Genomic DNA, 17,629 nt, shown 5'->3' with positions numbered 1-17,629 from the left:
TCAAACTGAACCAACAGAACCGCCTTGGCGGATCGATTTGAGTGCACGAAAGCGCTTGACTGAACTGCCCCCGTTACCGAAGTCCTGAGCCTAGTGCAAAAGGACAGAAGCTTCATCAAGACCGGCCAGAATTCAGAACATCTATGAATTCACCATATTGCCTGAAAGGCATGGCTTGTTGTTTTTTAGGTGTCTTGCGATGAGCTGCTTTTGTTGTTGGCCGGAGGGTAGGTACAGAGCAGGCTCTGGGGCGTAATCCAACTCCGCTACCTTGGGAAAGATTGCAAGGATTTCCTCTCTAGCCTCAGGGCTGATTGATTTCAGCGCTTCAGGCCCTGTTAAAAAGCTTTCTGTGGGTGCACCCTCGGCATAAATGACCTCGTGCTGATCAAACAGCAGATGGAAATACTCCACGCCTTCGACGGTGTCATCTACGAAGATACCCGGTAGCTCTGTCAGCTTGATGGCGGGTATTAGAACATCCGTTACCCCAAACATGCGTTCGGCAATCCTTGATTGTACCAGCATGCGGTGCTGACGCGAAACCAAGAGATCGCGTTCGGGCAGGTTGCTGCCCAATGCCCCCTTACAGATGCGAATTGGATAGAGTTTTCGGTTCTTTCGCATTTGACGTGCCCCGATTTTCTTCCGGAGTACAATCCTCAGCGTCTTTGACTCGCCTAAATGCGTAGTCACTTCCATCCCTTTGGTGAGGTTTTCTACCTGAATCCTACCTTGGCTCGTTTGAACGATAGTTCCCCCGGTCAGGCACGGAACAGCTCCCGGACCAGGATTGGTTTGAACCTGGTAAGTCAGGCCACCATCAGTTGTCTCAAGAGATGATCCAGCGCCCGCAGTTCCTATTTCTGTGGAGGTCATTCCGGAAGCTGGCCCAGCGACCGCTGTTACGGCGGCCGCCGTGTCGTTAAAGGACACAAAACTATAAACTATACCGCTATCAGACAATGACACAGCGTTGCTCAAGGCAAGGCCATTGAATGTGCCGGGTGATCCAAGTTCTATGACGTATATGTCTTTCCCAGCACCCGTTGTGGGGGTAAGGCCCATAACGGCATTTGAGGATCGGATGGTCCCGTTGGAATTATAGATGGTGACGACGAGGTTGGATACGTCGGTGCCCGCATCAACTGCAACTTCAATGAAGTCGAGATTGGCTCCACCAAGGTATTTGAGTTCTGAGAAGAATGGATCAGGCACTAGTTATGACCTTCATCGTTCGTTGGTCGTCTGGGTTCGGGTGAGTGTGCGGTAGACTGTTAGCCTGGAAACGGAGAACAGTTCCGCGAGGTCTCTGATTGAGTACTCGCCGGTATCGTGCATGCGTCACTATCGAAGATTTGCCAACCTCGTGGAGGCATCGCGAAAACCGTCGAGTGATAGGTTTGCCTGTAATTTCTGACCATTTCGGCTCACCATAAGAAGGGTGAGTGTCTGAGAGGACCGCAAACTCACCATCTCTTCGGCATTCAACTGGCGTTCTGCAATACAGCCGATGGAGGAAAGACATGTCGTGAAGGAAGCAACTGGCAAGTCCTTTTCAGCTACAGACAGCCTGACTCCCTCTGTGAACAGCAAGCCAAATGGCGTTATAAGCGTGATCTTGGGTGGATCTGTAGTAAACGCAGCAGAAATTACACGGTTCCCGGTTTCGGCTTGTATAAGCTCTTGCGATACCTGACAGATTCGATCAGAGCTGCTGTTATCAGATGCAGCGACAGTCTTGCACTGCAGCGTCCAGCTGCCATAGGTTTCTGAAAGAGAATTGGGTTCCTGCGCAGAAGTCGCTATAACCGAGACGCTAAGTCCCGCCGCTGCAAGCAGGGGCCCAAGCCGGTGAGAAAGTGAAGCCGAATAGAGCATCTGTTCAAAACTCGATCTTGAATCCGACGCTGCCGCTCAGGGCACTGCCCGAGTTCCAGTCGGAACCAAATTCAGAACTGGCCGTCACCTCACCATAGATTGCCGAGCGTGCGCCACTTGCCCCGATCCATTCGTGCGAACCGCCGAAGCCGATTTCGCCGCGCCAGGGGCGCGCCTTGTTGATCAGGGGTGAACCTGCGGAATTGACCATGGTTGTTGCATCAAACTTATGAAAGACGTTGGCGGTCGCATAAACCCGGTTGTTCTTCGCTCCGGTAGCGTCAGGTCGATACTCCAGCGTTCCACCCAGCCGAAGCTCGGAAGTGCTGCCGTCTTCAAGGTAGACGGGTTCGCCACCCACCCCGGTGAAACTGTCAAAATCCACATCGTAATACATGTACTGCAACTCAGGCGTTAGTGAGAAAGACGGGTTCAATGCAAAGGTCTTACCGATCTCAAGCGATGCTGCGTAACCGGAACCCTTGTTGTCCGATACCTGCTGCGTGCCACCAGACGACAAGTCGCTTTTGAATTTAGTATATTGCAGCTGCGCGTCGGCGTAGAAGCCTGAGTTCTCGTACCAGGTCAGGCTTGCGCCAACGCCAGTGGCATCGGTATCGACATTGCCATTTGCGACCGGCGACGAACCGGACAAGGATGCAGATCCATAAAAGGCCCAGATACCGCCGGCAAGCTTTCCACGATTGTATTCGCCAAGCAGTGTGTCGAAGCCCAGTTCAAACCGTGTGGAATGCATGTCGTAATCGATGTCGGAGGTCCCAAAATCCACTTCTGTTGTTGAGAATTCGGGATCGAGATCGGACACAGCACCCGTGAATTTCATCCAAAGTCCGGCATCATGACATAATGGGTCGGTCAGAGAGGAGATCTCCTCTCTGGCTTCACCACACAATGGATCACTGCCAGCCAGCCATGTACGTCCCTGAACGCGCCTGTGGTGCCCTTGCAATTTGTTGAGAGCGAAAAGAGTCCTCGGATAGACCTCGTAAACGACATTGGCTGGAAGCAGTTCAAGCTGTAAAACCCACTGAGAGCCAACCAGGTGCAATCCATACACCATACCGTTGACATCCACTTCCCCATTCGCGAGCTGGAAATCTCCGGCGTTGGTTGCTCCCTGAACATCAATGAGCAAGATGTCGTTCCCGCTTGCTTCGCCAGATGAGATGTCCGCAACAAATATCGTTGTACCTCCCGAAACCACATCACCGGCGATCACCAGCGTATCGGCGGTGTCGCCGGAAAAATCGACATCCAACTGCAATGCGCCGCCACCGGAATAGTCGCCACTCACCGCGATCTTGTCACCGGTGACCCCATCCTGGATGTTTATTCTTCCGGCATTGCGGATATTCCCCACGATATCGATGAGAGCTGCCGCTCCGGATCGGTTCTGGTAGGTGCCGCCTGTAAGTGTCACAAGATCACCGGTCAGGGCGAAATCTCCTGAACTGCTGATGATGCCATCGCTTCCAGCAATCAACCCCAACCCCGGTCCGCTGCCAACGGTCATGTCAGGTCCGAAATCGATTGTACCATCAAGAACGGTGACGGCTTCCCAGTTGACGACACTACCGGAATTTACGGTGACACTCACACCCTGCAGCATCAGCGCATCAATGAAGCCGTCCGCTACGTCGGTATCGTCGCCGCCATCAAGAACCTGTGTTCCATCATACTCCGTGGCGGTCACGGTAGCAGTGTCCGAACCATCGCCGCCGTCGAAACCGATCGTCGTTCCGGAGGCCCATGCGAAAGCATCGTTCCCATTGCCGCCAGATACGACGCTCGCAACGGTCGCGCCGTCCAGCGTGATTGTGTCGCTGCCACTGTCCCCGGAGGCCGCTCCGATTGCCCCTGACAACAAACCGATAGTATCCCCGCCCAGGCCACCATGCACTGAGCCTACAGTACCCGTCGTGCTTATCGTGATAGTGTCGCCAGCATCCGCTGTAGCAGATGCGTCCTGTCCGTCGCCATCGCCACGAACAGCGCCGGCTACCGACGCCTCACCGGACACAGTGATTGTGTCCGCTCCGCCGGCCCCGTCGATGTCGTTGGCAATCACTGTGGCGCCGGAGATCTCCATGGTATCGTCGTCAATACAGCCATCAACATCATCCGACATGCTTGCGCCGCTCAAGGTCGTGGATCCGCCACAGCTTGCCTGCACCTGCAGCGTGACCAGGTCTTCCATCTCCTGAGTGATTCCGGCAACAAATCCCACGGCCTCCCAGTTCAGAAGGTTTGCGCCATTCAGTGTTTCCTGAAACTCACCGAAAGTCAGGACGTCAATGAAGCCGTCCGCCACGCCGAGATCGTCGCCACCATCCAGAATCTGCGATCCGTCATATTCCGCCGCCGTCACCGTTGCGATGTCCGACCCGTCGCCTCCATTGAACCCGGCCATCGTGCCAGAGGACCAGACAAAGGTGTCATCGCCAAGTGCACCGAGAATCTCGCCCGCTACTCCCGCGCCCTCCAGCGTGACGACGTCATCACCCCACCCGCCGTTCACATCAAGCGCCACGCTGCCGCCGCCAAGTGTGATCGTATCGTTCCCACGATCACCAAGCACACCGCCGGCGACCGTGCCACCCGTCATCAGAAGCGTATCTTCATCTGTGCTGACGTCCCGGCCAAGACGGATATCCCCACCCACCGAGCCTGACAGCACCGTGACGAGGTCCATCCCGTCCCCGGCACTGAGAACGCCAGCAACCGTCGCACCGTTGAGCGTGACCGCATCCTCGTCATTTCCACCAAAAACGTCGGTCACCGACCCAGACAACAGAACGATCGTATCATCGTCCCGGCCAGTATCAATATTCCCGCCCACCGTGGTGCCGTTCAGGATAACCGTGTCATCGCCCCAATTCGCGAGCACATCCTGCCCGAGATCGCCACCTCGCAGCGCGATCCTGTCATCGCCGCGATCGCCGCGAATATTGCGGGAGATTGTACCACCGGTCATCACCAACGTGTCTTCATCGGTAGTGGTGTTGGCTAGTGTACCAAGATAGACGTCCTGCTCGACCAGGCCAGACGTGATTGTGATGAGGTCTTCGCCGGCTGCCCCCCTTACGTCAGTGGTAATCGTCGCCCCATCCAGCAGGATCGTGTCGTTACCGGACCCGCTGGTCACACCATCGGCAAGGCCCGAAAGCAGATTGACCGTGTCTGCATCGTCACCCGCATCAAAATTTCCTGTCACAGTCGCCCCATCCAGGGTCATGATGTCTTCACCGGATCCCCCGAATGCCGCTCCAACAGTGCCAGCCAGCAGGTCAATACGGTCATCGCTCTGTCCGCCATGAACGGATCCGACACTGCCTGTGGTGTTGATCGTGATGATATCGGCCGCGTCCTGCGCGGCGGAATCGTCCTGCCCCGGGCCATCGCCCCGGACCGCACCGGTGACGCTGGCATCCCCGGAAATCGTGATCGTATCCGAACCACCCGCCCCGTCGATATCGTTGGCGATTACCGTGGTGCCGGTGATCTCTATCGCATCGGCCTGAATACAGCCATCGACATCATCCACCATGCTGGCCCCGCCCAGCACCAGAGATCCGCCGCAGGTGGTGAGGTTTGGGGTAATGAGGTCGTCGATAACTGATACGACGTTTACAAGGTGGATGAACTCCCAATTGATCAGGTTGCCTCCGGTGAGATCTCCGTTCACGCCATCAAGCGTCAACTCATCAATGAACCCGTCGGCCACACTGGCATCGTCACCGCCATCGAGGATCTGGCTCAGGTCGTATTCCGACGCAGTCACTGTAAGTAGGTCCGATCCGTCACCCCCGTTGAACCCGGCCATGTTGCCCGAAGACCAGGTCATGCGGTCATCGCCAGCGCCTGCGAAAACCGTCCCCGCAACCACTGCACCATCCAGCGTGATTGTATCCGCGCTGCCGCCCGTATCGACCCTGCTCACTGACCCCGAAAGCAGGGACACCGTGTCGACATTGTCACCCGTATCTATGGTCCCCAGGACCGTTGCTCCGTCCAGCGTGACCGTATCGTTGCCGGTGCCACCGATCACATCGGCCACTGATCCAGAATTCAGCGCGATCGTGTCTGCATCTGCGCCTCCGTCGATCGTGCCGGAAACCGTCGCACCGTCCAGCGTAATCTGGTCGGCGCCATCGTCCCCGGTGGCTGACCCAATGGTTCCACCCGAAAGAACGACTGTGTCACCGCCTACCCCGCCATGTACCGATCCGACCGTGCCGGTCGTGCTGATCGTGATCGTGTCGGCGTCGTCGAATGCGCCAGAGGCATCCTGCCCTTCGCCATCGCCGCGAACCGCGCCCGTGACGCTGGCGTCACCCGAGACCGTGATCGTATCAGAACCGCCCGCCCCGTCGACATCGACGGCGATGACCGTAGTTCCGGTGATCTCGATGGTGTCGTCACTGATGCAGCCATCGACATCATCCGACATGCTTGCGCCGCCCAGGATCGTGGATCCGCCACAGCTTGCCAGCACCTGCAGCGTGACCAGGTCATCGATCTGCTGGGTGATCCCGGCGACAAAGCCTACGGCCTCCCAGTTCAGAAGCGTCGCACCATTAAGCGCTCCCGAAAAGTTGCCGAAGGTCAGGACGTCGATGAAACCGTCCGCGACGCCAAGATCATCGCCCCCATCGAGGAGCTGGGTGCCATCGTATTCCGCCGCCGTCACCGTCGCCGTGTCGGAGCCGTCGCCGCCCTGGAAGCCGGCCATCGTGCCCGAAGACCAGATGAAAGCGTCATTGTCGGCTCCACCGTCGATGATTCCAGAGATAGTCGCGCCATCCAGCGTGATCGTATCGTCGCCGGTCCCGCCCAGAGCGGTTCCCACCGTTCCCGACAGAAGATTGATAGCATCCAAGCCCTCGCCACCATCGACGGTTCCCACCGAGCCCGTAGTGTTGATGGTGATCGTATCCGCCGCATCAGCACCGCCATTGTGCCCAGCCCCGCCGCCGAAGACACCGACGGTCACACTCGCGTTCCCCAGAACCTCGATGGTATCCCGATTGCCAGCACCCTCGATCGAGCCTGAAACAACGGTGTCGTCGGTGACCCGCAGAATTTCCGCGTCGCGCGACCCCAACAGGTTTGTCAGCACGCTCCCGCCACCTAAAGTGACATCGCCGCGCGTGACCTCCAGATCCGTTGCCAGATTGTTGTCGCCGGGTGTATCTACACCATTCAGCATTAACGTATCGAACGTCACTACCGACCGGATTGATTGCGCCCGCTCAAACCCGCGGATGGTTGCTGGCTGAACATTGGTGGTGGCGTCAATCACGCGGAAGCTGTCAAACCCTGTTCCACCGTCGAGAATGGCATCGACATCCCGGGTTGTCAGACTGACCGTGACGGTGTCGTTGTCGGCGCCCATCAAGACCTGCCCCCCGATCGCCCCATCTGTCCAAGTAAAGCTATCGTTGTGAACCCCCATGTCGATATCGCCCAGCACCGTGGTTCCGCTCAGGGTCAGCTGGTCTCTTGCACGAAACATGCGAACGTTTCCGACAATCGTGCCTCCGGCGAGCGTGACACGGTCCGGATGATCGCGGGTTCCGCCATTTCCGCCACCATTGCTGCCGTTTAGATCTCCTTCGATCCGACTATTGCCAAGCATTGTGAAATTGGACCCCTGACCAGCTCTGAAGCTTGGAGCCGGCCCCGCCATGAAGACAGAACCCTCAACCGTGGAACCATCCAGCGTGATAGTATCAGTCCCGGCATATGTGACCACATTACCGGTAACCGTTGAGTTGGTGAGCCTGATATTCTCCCTTCCACTGCTGCCAAAGCGGCCTTCTATCGTACCTGCAACCGTGGAATTTGTTATGTTCACGCTCTTTGCTCGAATACTGGCTACGTCAGAATCTCTTATGACAAGTGATCCGTTTACAATGGCAATACCAGTCACCGTTGACCCTTCTACGGTCACCCGATTGCCGCCTCCAGCTGTTGCAGTAATGGACCCATTGACGGTCGAATCCGTCACCGTGATAACGTCACTGGCGCGGTCATTTCGTCCCCCGCGTGCGTTGATATGGCCCGTCGTGACCCCACCTTCGACTGTAATCGTGTCGCTGCCACGATCTGTAGAGATGTTTCCGCCGGCCGGATCGTTCGTGGGATCGCATAACATGGTATCGTTACCGGCGGTTCCTGTGTTCGTGGACGTGGTTCCGTTCAGCAGGCATTGAGCGCTGGCCATGTCCGGCAGTGCGGTGAACAACGCGATGGCAAGTGCGAGGCCGCTTGTCGAGGAAAGGTGCCGCACGTTGACGTTTATCCGATCCCGGATACCATCTTTTCTCGCGCGACACAGTGAATTTGCGTCACTAACGATGTCACTGCTAAAGGGGCCGAAATCGGAGATGAATGCAGGGTGAGGCCCGGGTTTCGAACAACACCCGGCACGATTATCTGGTACCGACGGATCTTTGCCACCCTGAGCTAGAAACCCAAGAAAATACATTCAAACCTCTCTTGAACCAGAAATCCCTGACCCGGCCTGACCTTTGTCTTGACTGGAACCAACGGAGATGTGTCTGTGGGGCTGTCCGGCATTGATCGTCGCATCCTTCTGCGGACCGCCGGTGGCCTTTGATCGTGTCAACCTCAGCTTTCAGAACTTCATTACATGTGTGTAAATTTATTGGTAATAATTGCTTAAATCAATTGCTTTTGCGAAGATGTTACAACTTGGTGCGACGTGTGATAAATCAGCACTAAAATATCTGTGGGTATAACCGGAGCATTGCGATCGCAGCGATGCAGATCCCGTGAACCCGAAATCCCAGCCCACTCCGTCATCGCGTGGGGGTTGCAGACTACCGGCTTCGAGTGCGCGGATGATAGACGTCTCGATTCACTTAACGTTATCTGGCTTGTGCGACCACTCCCATCACGAGCCGCTGTCATCTTTCCGAAGCCGTCTGAGACTGTCAGCTATCGTGTTTACCCCCTTTTGTAAGCAGCGGAGCAATAGTCGGCCACCCGACGGTCATCGACGCGCTTTTGCCGCGCGTCTTGTTGAGCAAGACCGCCTTGATGAATTCCCACTCAAGATCACTCGTGTCTGAACGCGCCATTTTCCCGCTCCCGCCTGTTGTTTGAGGGGAGTTGAATCACAAGCCGTTGGCAGACAGAAGAAATTTATGGGTGTGCTGCCTAGCTCACGTTAAACCTAAAAAATCCGAGTTGTCCGGTAGTTCGCCTACCATTCACGCCAATTCAACCTGTCTTCAGTGCGACCGGTAGGATAATATTCGCAACCCACCCATCCAGCATAACTTGCCTCCTCCAAAACGCGAAAAACAGAGGTATAATCGCACTCTCCGTGATCCGGCTCGTGCCGGTCAGGTACGCTGGCAACCTGAATTTGCGAGATGTATGGGGAGTGTTCTCTCAGTGCGCCAATGGCGTCTCCTTCCATTATTTGTGCGTGGTAGCAATCAAACTGAAGCTTCAGATTGGGCGCACCCAGTTCGTTGATTAATTGGCTCGCCTCGTAAGGATGGTTCAGGAGGTATCCCGGCATATCTGTTGCATTTATCGGCTCGACTAAGGCAGTGATTCCGGTGTCGTAAAAGCGCCGCGTCGCATGGTTCAGGTTTTCTAGATAGATGTCTCTTGCGATGTCTCGATCGGCGTCGTTGACACACCCGGCCATTATATACATCTGCCGCAGGCCTGTTACATCCGCATATGAAAGCGCTATTTCAACGGAATTTCTAAACTCCTGTTGCCTGCCTGCGATGGCCGCGATGCCCCGATCGCCGGACTCCCAATTGCCAGGCGGCAGGTTGTGCAGCACGAGCGACAGCCCTGCACTTCGCACGAATTCCGCAATCTCGGCAGGTGTGTAATCATAGGGAAACAGAAATTCTACACCCTGGAACCCTGCATTTTTGGCGGCCTGAAACCTATCTGGGAATGGCAATTCAGTGAACATGAAGCTAAGATTTGCGGTGAAATTAAACGGCATCGGAGGATCCTGATCAAGGTTTCGATTTATTGGTATCGCGCACGAAAGCGAAATAGCCCGATTGATCTAGATCACCCATCCCGGCCTCGACCATGTCGGCCCAAAGCGCGTGGCTTTTGGACAAAAGTGGCAACGACAGGTCAGCCTCCTTGGCAAGGTTGATGGCTTGCCGCATGTCTTTTAGCTGTGTGGTTGCACGGGCACCTGGGATGAACGCGTCATCAATCATGCGCTGACCGTGCAGTTCAAGAATGCGGCTGCTCGCAAATCCGCCCATCAAGGCCTCGCGAACTCTCGCGATATCGGCCCCGGCAGCGGCGGCCAGCGCGAAGGATTCGGCAATAATACTAACTGTGGTTCCGACAATGATCTGATTAGCGGCTTTTGCTGCCTGTCCCGTTCCGACCGGACCAACATGGGTCAGTGCCGCACCAAGCACATTAAATATTTGCATTGCCGCGTCGATATCAGTGGGGTCACCGCCCGCCATGATTGACAACGAGCCGGCGATGGCCCCGACCTCGCCACCGGACACAGGCGCGTCAATGTAGCGTCCACCCAGAGCCTGGACTTTAGCAGCCAATCGGCGCGTCACGTTGACTTCGGATGTGCCCATATCGATCACCCTCGCGCCGGACTTAAGGCCCTGAAGCACACCGTGTTCGCCACATATTACCGCCTTAAGGGAGGGTGTATCGCTTACACATAGAACGATGAAACCCGCACCCTCAGCTGCGGATTTTGGACATGTGGCAACAATGGCCCCATCCTTTGCCAATCCAGCAGATTTTTCTACGGTACGGTAGTAGACTGTCAGATGAGCGTTTGCGGCCAACAGATTTGCAGCCATCGGAGCGCCCATGAGGCCGAGGCCGATGAAACCTACCTTAGTGCCTGAAAGCGGCATGCCTTACTCCATTTCTAAGTTTCATTAGTAGCCACATGACTGAACGCAGCCCGGGTCAAATCCTGATCGCTGCGAGGCGCGCCTGCATATCCTCGTTCGAGAGAACATTGCCTTCGTCGACAACCAAAAACAAAGCCGAGGCATCGACGGGCTCTTCTGCCGGGGGGTTGGTCGAGATCGTACCGTCAGCGCGCGACTGATACCCGATCGCGGTCCCCAGGCCCGCGCGCAACACGGCGACAACAACATCTATCCAATGCTCGGCCTTGATGGCGACTTTGTATCCATGACACTCTTCACCAACATTTGTGAACAGGTTTTCAAGGATAGCCTCTGCACCCGGACAAACGAAACCGCGCACAACGATTTCAGGGTAAAACCTTATCGGGCGCAGGACCATTTTGGCACCAGCACACCGCAGCCGAGACTTGTTTGTATCTTCTACTGCTTCGGCCAGAATGCTAGCCTCGGTTCCAATCTCAGAGAGCCGGTACAGAATGTCAAATGTCGTCGCATCAGAACGTTTGTCTATAGCATCCTCGGCAAGGACCAAAATCGCGGCAGCATCCGCAACACCTGCGCCTGCCAAGGCCGTGGAATCCGTGGAATGCGCGTGGATGTGGACAACCCCAAGATCGCGAATTTCTTCCGGCAATCCATCCGGGTACCTGTCGGTCACAATTAGAATTGGCCGCCCGCAAAATGCGGAGGTGTTTTGAAACTCTTCACACAACCGACGGAAATAGTTGACAGTATTAAACCGCGGCGTGTTCAGAATGAGTATGTGATCTTTCATTTTCCAGCTCCATCGTCCCTGGATCATTTTCATTCGCCGGGACAACCGGTATTCGAAATAGTTGGCGGCGGCGTGGAACAGAACGAATATGCCGCCTCCGTAAAGGAGCAGGATCGTTGCAATTCGCCCCAGCGTCGTTTGCGCCGCGAAATCGCCATAACCAACGGTGACGGCAGTGGTCGCGGTCAACCAAACCGCCTGTTCGAAGGACAGGCCTTCGAGGCCAATCATCGCAATCGTGTGCAGTGTCAAAACGATGCAAAGATATGTCGCCAGCTGAAACAGAGACCGTTCATGTTCACTGTTCAGGAGGCGGCGGAGCTCAGCCCTTGAGTTCAGAGACCTGAAAAAGAAGAATAAACCACCCATCTATCAGCCTCATCGGTCCATCGTGTTTCGTGTCCGAGCGTTATTTCGATCTCTCATAATTGATAGTCCAAATGCCTCTCTCGGGACGTTTAGGTCGCGATGGGCTTTTTGCTCGGAGACACATTACCAAGCCGTTCGCGACCATGCCATCTTCGGCGGTTTGCCGAACAACGAGATGCTGCGGAACCTCAATAGCCCAGGACCGAGGGCAACCACAGTGATGCTGCCGGCACGAACGTCACGATCAATAACGTGGCGATCAGGGGCACCATGAACGGGAGCGTGCCCATGATGGTGTCATTCATAGACACCCCGCTGACTGTACTCAGCACATATAGGACGATCCCAAGCGGTGGAGAGAGCAGCCCTATCATCAAGTTGAGGACCATGATCACACCAAACTGTGTTGGGTCCACGCCGGCTGCCGCGGCGACCGGCATCAAAATTGGCGTTAGGATGGTGATCGCGGCAATGGCGTCCAGAAAGCAGCCCACGATAATCAGCAGCAGGTTGATCAACAACAAAATAATGATGACGTTGTCGGTGACGCCAAACAAGGCTTCGGAGAACCCTTGCGCGACACGCTCGGTTGTTATGATCCAGGCGAATAGTGCTGCCGCGCTGACGATGAACAAGATCGATGCTGTCATTTCGGCTGAATCTTTTGTAGCCGTCCAGATTTCCTTGGGCCCAAGTGTTCGATATACGAACAGTCCCAGTATGAGAGCATAGGCCGCCGCCGCAATCGCGGCTTCAGTCGGCGTGAATATCCCGCCCAATATGCCACCGACGATGATTACCGGGGTTAACAGCGACAGGATAGCCTTGTTGAAAGACTTGCTGACCGTGCACCAAGAAAAATTTCCGTCCTTTGGCAGGTCGTTTCGCGCTGCGATCCAGCGGACCATGATTGTCAGCGCGATCGCCATGATAATGCCGGGCAAGAAACCGGCGACAAACAGCTTTCCGATGGATACATCTGCAACAAAGCCAAAGATGATCATCGGCAGGGACGGCGGAATGAGCGGGCCAATAATTGAACTGGCTGCCGTCAAGCCGACTGACAGGCGGTCGCCGTATCCACGGTCCCGCATGGCCTTGATCTCGATAGCGCCAAGGCCGCCTGCGTCGGCAACCGCCGCGCCGCTCATACCAGCGAAGATGACACTGGCCGCGATGTTGACGTAGCAGATGCCGCCACGCGCCCAGGCGAAAAGATGCGAGGCGAAGGTGAATATTCGATCGGTGATTGCGGACGAATTCATCAACGCGCCTGCCAGGATAAAAAACGGAATGGCCAGAAGCGGGAAGCTGTCGATGCCACTGACCATCTTCTGGATGATGACCAGACTTGGAATGCCCTTCGCCAGAACAAAAACGACGGAGCCCAGAGCCATCGCCACGGCGACAGGGATTCCGATGACGATCATCAGAGTCACAGCGATAATGAGAATTGAAGCAGCCATGTCAGATCCCCAGGTTTCTATTTTCGGTGTCGTCGTCGCCGTCTTTTTTCTTGATCGCGTGCAACAGGTAGTGCAGCGCCATCAGCAATAGCGCGACGGCGCAGATCCAAAACAGGATGCTCTTGGGAACAGGCATACTGCTCATCTTCAGGCTGGTGACATTGGCAAAACGCACCGCCGTCCAACTGAGGAACAGGAAGAAGACCGCTGATATCATGTCAAAGCTGCGCACTAGCACAGCCTTCATTCTGACAGGGAGCATATCGAGAATGAGGTCCACTTTGATGTGGCTGTCTCTTTGGGCACAAACCACCGCGCCGATATAGGTGAGGACAATCAGGAACATCCGTGCGACCTCTTCGGTCCAGCCTAGAGAGTCATTGAGCACGTAGCGGGTGAAGAACTGTAGACCGACAATCAGGAACAGCGCCCACAACGTGAGGCACATAGCAATGATCTGGAGCTTGTTTAGGAGTTGCATCTGGTCCTCACTTTGCCCAAGGGACGAAACGAGCGGCCCGTGCGGCAATCGCAGCACGGGCCAGTCTCGAATTCAGTTTGCACCCAATGCCAGCAGGTCTTCGATGTGGCGGGCTTCCCATGGCCAGTCACCGGTCAAGATCGTCGGCTTAACGACGTCGATGAATGGCTGCCGGTCAAGCTCATGCACATTGATACCCTTGTCGCGAAACCAGCCGACCAGGTCCTTTTCAGACTGAATGATGTCCGCAGACGCGCCAGCTGCGGCTTCTTGCAGGACCTCGCTGATGATGCCTTGGTCTTCTTCGGACAAGCGCCCCCAAGTTGGTCCGCCGATCAGGGTGTAATACCCGTCCGTCATGTGGCCGGTCAGCATGATGTCCGTCTGAACCTCATAGAACTTTTTGGCCTGAATGGTCGGCAATGGGTTTTCCTGAGCGACGACAACGCCTTGTTGCAGCGCCAGATAAAGTTCCGAAAAGTTGACGGGTGTAGAGTTCGCACCTGCTGCATCCGGGAAGACCATATAGATCGGCACCGGTGGAACACGCATCTTTACGCCTTCGAAGTCGGCGGGAGTCAGTAGCGGTTCGATCGCAGTGACATGGCGTTGCCCAAAATAGGTCAGCGCAACAACCTTGCTGCCGGAGGCGTCTTCGTGTCATGCGGCCAACAAATCCCTTTCGAGAGTGCCGTTGATGTCGTGCAACATAATTTACTAGTCGAACAGTTGGGCTTTGGGTGTATTCCCGCAGTTTTCTCAAGCACTTTTGAGCCTCCCCAACTGAACTGGTCCACCGTTATGTTTAGGAAACGGAGGACCACGAATGGCAAACAAGCGACCGAAGTCCGAAGAGAGTCTGGATTTTGCGTTGACGATAATCTTTCAGTTCAACGCCCGGCGAACTGCGCGCTTGCGCAAGCGCCCCTGCACGCAAACGTTCCTCTTGAAGCGCAGCAATAGCAGATTGCAAATTTCCCAACAGATCGCGAGCCGTCGTCAGGTCCAATCCCACATCACCAATCAACTCTGGGGTAGACACTTCACCAATATTGTAAACGTCGATTATGTCGTCGCCCGGTTCGACACCATCATCACACAAACAAATCCGCCAACCCATAACTATTGCCCCAAAATAGATTCACACCATCTCCTGACCTAAACGTAACCCCCCAACTTCGGAACAGTCCCAAAGGGGAACTCCGGTCAAAGCCTGATTTGTGCAACAAGGCCAAAGGGGAACCATAATTTCCCCTTTCATTGCTTGACGCAATTGTATTTATTAATAGATGTCGCTGCAGGCGCCACTCACTCTTCCAGCGCTCCCCCTCAGCTGGCACCGGCTTGACCTGCAGCGACGGCATTCGCTCCAAAGTCCTGATGACCGAGTAGCTAAAACCTATTGCATACGAAGTGTATGGCGTGCCGAGGAAACAGATGGAGAGATCTTTTCACAATTGCCTGAGCCTTCTCAGGCGATCGAAACTATGGACGCACTCTCTATCCTCTGGCGACTGAATCCACTTGTCAGTTTCAAAGAAGTTTTTTTAGTGCTGAAAATAGTTGCTGCCGTTCGTCTTCCGCCAACGCTGACAGCACGCTGTTTTCTGCTTCTTGCACCTCAGGGGTCGCTTTCTCAACCAGTTCGACACCAGAATCTGTAAGCTCAAAATACGTGAAGCGCATGTCCTCAATATCCTTCCGCCTGCACACTAATTTCTTTTCTTCGAGGCTATTCATAATGCGGTTCATAGCTGGAGGTTCTACCCCAACTCCCTCCGACAGGGTTCTCAGGATACAAAAATCATTGATATGGATCATGTTGAGAGTTGTCAGTTCATGAGTAGCAAGACCATTCTTCTTCAGCACCGGTACGGTGACATCCTTGCACCGCTGTGACGCACGCCGCAGAAGGAAACCGATTGACGTCTCGGCCTCATTCGTACTGAGCTTATCTCCTGGACCACTCACCCATATCCCCCTTGCTGCTCTTCCCGACAATCGCCCGATTCCGTGGATCAACTCACTCATTTAGGCTATTTGTTATTAAGAAAAGGGTCAAACGGGTCAAAGAAACTTTTGAAGGTACTGAACCAAATTACCTCTCTCACGATCCGTCAAAGTTTGTAATACTTCATTCTCGGCGCTCTTAACACAGGCGGTTACATCCCGCAAACAGTTCCTGCCGGATTCTGTTAGCTTGAAAAATGTATAGCGCGCATCTTTGTGGCACTTGTGTCTGGATGCGAGTTTTTCTCTTCTAGGCTGTTTATGATGCGGTTCATCGCAGGGGGTTCTGCGCCGATTGCATCCGCAAGGGTTCGAAGAATGCAGGCGTCATTCACTTGTATCAAGCTCAAGGTTGTAAATTCCAAGGCAGACAAGCCCTTTTCCTTCAAAACAGGAGTGATGGCATCTTTGAACCGCTGCGATGAACGCCGCAGCAGAAAGCTCATGGATGTCTCGACGACGCCAGTATCCAGTTTGTCTCCTGGACTACCCATTCTTGCCCCTAGTTATCCTCACCATGACCTGCCCCCCGAAACTTCCCTCGTTCTGATGTAGAGTTTGCTCAACCTTTTGAAGGAGCAAACGAATGCGAAAGAGCCGTTTCACCGATGCGCAGATCATCGGGATGATCAAGGAACAGGAAGCGGGAATGCCGACAGCGGAGGTTTGTCGCAAGCACGGTCTCAGCCAGGGCACGTTCTACAAATACAAGTCGAAGTTCGGCGGCATGGAGGTATCTGATGTCGCGAAGCTGAAGGCGATGGAAGACGAGAATGCCAGGCTTAAGCGTCTGCTGGCCGATACGATGCTGGACAATGCTGTTCTGAAGGATCTTCTGGGAAAGAACTGACGACGCCGAACGAGCGGCGAGAGGCAGCGCTCAGGGCGATGCGGGATCACAGTATCTCGCAGCGTCGGGCCTGTCGGCTTGTCGGTGTCGACCCCAAGACGGTCAGGCGCGAACGCCCGCCTGACAACCCAGAGATCAGAGCAGAGATGAAGGCCATAGCTGCCAAGCGGCGCCGGTTTGGCTATCGCCGGATCGGGGTGATGCTGGAGCGTAAAGGGATGACTATGAACCACAAGAAACTCTATCGGCTTTATACCGAGGAGAAGCTGGGCGTCAGGCGGCGAAGGGGCCGCAAACGGGCTCGTGAGTCGCGGACGCCGATGCCTCAAGCGTTGAGACCTGGTGAACGCTGGTCTCTGGACTTCCTGTCCGACACGTTCGGAGCGTCGCGCAGGTTCCGCATCCTGGCGGTCAATGATGATTGCTGCAGCGAGAACCTCTGCTTGATAGCTGACACCAGCATATCCGGCACCCGTGTCGCGCGAGAGCTGGATGCGCTTGTCCGGATCTACGGCATGCCTGCCAGCATTGTCAGCGACAATGGGGCAGAGTTCACCAGCCGGGCGATCCTGAAATGGGCCAACGACAACGACGTCGAGTGGCACTACATCGATCCGGGAAAGCCTCAACAGAACGCCTTCATCGAGTCATTCAATGGTAGCCTCCGGGACGAGTTGCTGAACGAGGAGATGTTCGACAGTCTGGAAGATGCGCGGCGAAAGCTGGCGCTCTGGCGATATGACTACAACAACGTCAGGCCGCACTCATCGCTCGGCAACCAAACACCAGCAGAAGCGCGTCGGACGCTTGAGCAATTGGAGGGCTCCGCGCCCGACGCGCTTGCCC

At 55.2% G+C, this 17,629-nt stretch carries 14 protein-coding genes and 2 pseudogenes; 1 reads left to right on the top strand and 15 read right to left on the bottom strand.

The genetic code is table 11. The annotated features are described in order from the left end of the window. Positions 1-141: 141 nt before the first annotated feature. From ACR0C9_RS21650 to ACR0C9_RS21580, 15 genes and pseudogenes are all read right to left on the bottom strand, one after another. Positions 142-1,218, bottom strand: a complete 1,077-nt coding sequence (locus ACR0C9_RS21650) for a Hint domain-containing protein (protein ID WP_480782036.1) — start codon at positions 1,216-1,218, stop codon at positions 142-144. Between the two features lie 12 nt (positions 1,219-1,230). Continuing rightward, positions 1,231-1,341 (bottom strand): helix-turn-helix domain-containing protein, encoded by a 111-nt coding sequence (locus ACR0C9_RS21645; protein WP_480782035.1) that lies wholly within the window; start codon positions 1,339-1,341, stop codon positions 1,231-1,233. 6 nt (positions 1,342-1,347) lie between these two features. Then, the gene (locus ACR0C9_RS21640) at positions 1,348-1,881 is read right to left on the bottom strand and encodes an invasion associated locus B family protein (protein ID WP_480782034.1); all 534 of its coding nucleotides are present in this window, start codon (positions 1,879-1,881) and stop codon (positions 1,348-1,350) included. Positions 1,882-1,885: 4 nt separating this feature from the next. Further along, positions 1,886-8,392, bottom strand: a complete 6,507-nt coding sequence (locus ACR0C9_RS21635) for an autotransporter outer membrane beta-barrel domain-containing protein (protein WP_480782033.1) — start codon at positions 8,390-8,392, stop codon at positions 1,886-1,888. Positions 8,393-8,861: 469 nt separating this feature from the next. Next, the gene (locus ACR0C9_RS21630) at positions 8,862-9,008 is read right to left on the bottom strand and encodes a hypothetical protein (RefSeq protein ID WP_480782032.1); all 147 of its coding nucleotides are present in this window, start codon (positions 9,006-9,008) and stop codon (positions 8,862-8,864) included. A gap of 125 nt (positions 9,009-9,133) precedes the next feature. Further along, the gene (gene otnI, locus ACR0C9_RS21625; RefSeq protein WP_480782031.1) at positions 9,134-9,904 is read right to left on the bottom strand and encodes a 2-oxo-tetronate isomerase; all 771 of its coding nucleotides are present in this window, start codon (positions 9,902-9,904) and stop codon (positions 9,134-9,136) included. Between the two features lie 13 nt (positions 9,905-9,917). Beyond that, positions 9,918-10,811, bottom strand: a complete 894-nt coding sequence (locus ACR0C9_RS21620; protein WP_480782030.1) for an NAD(P)-dependent oxidoreductase — start codon at positions 10,809-10,811, stop codon at positions 9,918-9,920. 55 nt (positions 10,812-10,866) lie between these two features. Beyond that, on the bottom strand, positions 10,867-11,490 hold the full coding sequence (locus ACR0C9_RS21615) for an NAD-binding protein (protein ID WP_480782037.1): 624 nt from the start codon (positions 11,488-11,490) through the stop codon (positions 10,867-10,869). A gap of 252 nt (positions 11,491-11,742) precedes the next feature. Beyond that, positions 11,743-11,838: pseudogene (locus ACR0C9_RS21610) on the bottom strand (ion channel); the annotation flags it as partial. 326 nt (positions 11,839-12,164) lie between these two features. Next, the gene (locus ACR0C9_RS21605; protein ID WP_480782029.1) at positions 12,165-13,442 is read right to left on the bottom strand and encodes a TRAP transporter large permease; all 1,278 of its coding nucleotides are present in this window, start codon (positions 13,440-13,442) and stop codon (positions 12,165-12,167) included. Between the two features lies 1 nt (position 13,443). Then, a complete protein-coding gene (locus ACR0C9_RS21600) occupies positions 13,444-13,923 on the bottom strand; it encodes a TRAP transporter small permease (protein ID WP_480782028.1) in 480 nt (159 codons plus the stop codon). 72 nt (positions 13,924-13,995) lie between these two features. Then, positions 13,996-14,562: pseudogene (gene dctP, locus ACR0C9_RS21595) on the bottom strand (TRAP transporter substrate-binding protein DctP); the annotation flags it as partial. 166 nt (positions 14,563-14,728) lie between these two features. Then, entirely contained in the window at positions 14,729-15,043 is a 315-nt protein-coding gene (locus ACR0C9_RS21590) for a hypothetical protein (RefSeq protein ID WP_480782027.1), read from the bottom strand. Between the two features lie 413 nt (positions 15,044-15,456). Beyond that, positions 15,457-15,954, bottom strand: a complete 498-nt coding sequence (locus ACR0C9_RS21585; RefSeq protein ID WP_480782026.1) for a MarR family winged helix-turn-helix transcriptional regulator — start codon at positions 15,952-15,954, stop codon at positions 15,457-15,459. Between the two features lie 164 nt (positions 15,955-16,118). Further along, positions 16,119-16,379 (bottom strand): MarR family winged helix-turn-helix transcriptional regulator, encoded by a 261-nt coding sequence (locus ACR0C9_RS21580; RefSeq protein WP_480782025.1) that lies wholly within the window; start codon positions 16,377-16,379, stop codon positions 16,119-16,121. A gap of 140 nt (positions 16,380-16,519) precedes the next feature. Between ACR0C9_RS21580 and ACR0C9_RS21575 the strand changes: the two genes are divergently transcribed. Continuing rightward, positions 16,520-17,629, top strand: a protein-coding gene (locus ACR0C9_RS21575) for an IS3 family transposase (RefSeq protein WP_480782024.1) whose coding sequence is annotated in 2 segments (ribosomal slippage) — positions 16,520-16,769 and positions 16,769-17,629 — 1,111 coding nt annotated over the 2 segments. Because the reading frame shifts where the segments join, the coding sequence is not laid out codon by codon here. This gene is flagged as partial in the annotation.

The sequence above is a fragment of the Ruegeria sp. C12 genome, assembly GCF_056537745.1.
Note: the sequence above shows the minus strand (reverse complement) of the source record. Positions and strands in the feature narration are given on the sequence as shown.